Raw genomic sequence first — 1,358 nt, 5'->3', positions numbered from 1 at the left:
GCGCGCAGCAGGGCCTCGCTCTGGACGCGGCGGGACGCGAGGCTGACGGCGGCGTCGGGTACGACGACGTCGAAACCGTGCGTGGCACCCGGGTAGATGTGCAGCTCCACCGGCACGTCGGCCTGCGCGAGCCGGGCGGCGAACGCCAGCGCCTCGTCCCGGGCAAGCTCGAGATCGCCGAATACCAGGGCGGTCGGCGGCAGCCCGGCGAGGTCCGCGGCGCGGGCCGGCGCGGCGTAGGCCGGCACGTCCGCGGCGTCGGCCAGCGGGCCGAGGTAGCCGCGCCAGCCCCGCTGGGAGCCGGCCCGGTTCCAGGTGCGCGGGTCGGTGATGGCCTGGCTGGAGACCGTGGCGTGCCGGTCGTCGAGCACGGGCGCGTGCAGCAGCAGCAGTGACGGCAGGGGCTCCTGCCGGTCGCGCAGGTACAGCGTCAGCCCGGCCGCGATGGCGGCACCCGAACTGGAGCCGATGATGGCCGACCGGGCCGGGTCGACGCCGATCTCCGCGGCCCCCGTGCCGGCCCTCCCACCGGCTCCTTCGCCGGTCTCCCCGGCGGGGCCGCCCGTCAGCCAGCTCCACACGGCGTGGGCGTCACGCAGCGCCGCCGGGTAGGGGAACTGCGGGGCCAGCCGGTAGCCGACCGAGACGATCACCGCCCGGGACGCGGCGGCGTACCACGCGCAGTGCGGGTCGAACTGCTCAAGCTCACCCAGCGTGAAACCGCCGCCGTGGACGAAGAGCGCCACCGGCGCATCGGCATCGGCCTCGGCGGGCCGGTAGACCCGCACCGGCACGTCCCGCGCGTCCGGGCCGTCGGTGATCTTGACGTGCGTGTCGGTCGCCCGGACGCGGTCGGCCGTGGGGTGCAGCCGGCCCAGCCGGGGGCGGCTGGGCGGGTTCACGAGATGGTCGCGCAGCTGCGGGTCGACCCGGTCCTCCAACGGTACGGACGTCACGATGCTTTCCTCACCATGTCGGAAACCATGCCGAACTTCACCGCGTCGCGCTTCACCGTGGCGGGCGGCGGGGGAGGGCTCGCCAGCGGCGGGGCTTCGGCAGTGAAGCGTAACTTTGACGCAGTGGACGCTACATTGAACGGTCGGGTTCATTCGACACCCTGCCCGACGACGGCGCTGATCTCGCCGGTGACCTCTCCCGGGTGGCCTGCGAGGTCATCGACTGCCAGCTCACCGGGGAGGGCTGGATTCTTCAGCGGCTGATGTACGCCGAGGCCGGCCGGTTCCCCGACCTCTTCGACGAAGCGCTCGCGCACGGAGGGTCACGGGTGCGCGGCGCCCTCGCCGGCCGCCTCGCCCGCCTGTCCAACCGCGGCCACCTCGACGTCGACGGGCCCGACA

At 74.3% G+C, this 1,358-nt stretch carries 2 protein-coding genes; one reads left to right on the top strand and one right to left on the bottom strand.

Annotation, left to right across the window (positions count from 1 at the left end):
• Positions 1 to 956, bottom strand: a 956-nt coding sequence (locus AC5LUJ_RS23210) for an alpha/beta hydrolase (RefSeq protein WP_493465772.1), incomplete at its 3' end; no start/stop codon positions are given.
• A gap of 203 nt (positions 957 to 1,159) precedes the next feature.
• Here AC5LUJ_RS23210 and AC5LUJ_RS23205 point away from each other — a divergent pair.
• Positions 1,160 to 1,358 (top strand): TetR/AcrR family transcriptional regulator C-terminal domain-containing protein (locus AC5LUJ_RS23205; protein WP_493465771.1); only part of this gene is annotated, 199 nt, incomplete at its 3' end.

The organism is Protofrankia sp. CiP1_Cm_nod3, from assembly GCF_982290655.1.
The sequence above is the reverse complement of the archived record's forward strand: the minus strand, read 5'-3'. Positions and strand labels throughout refer to the sequence as shown.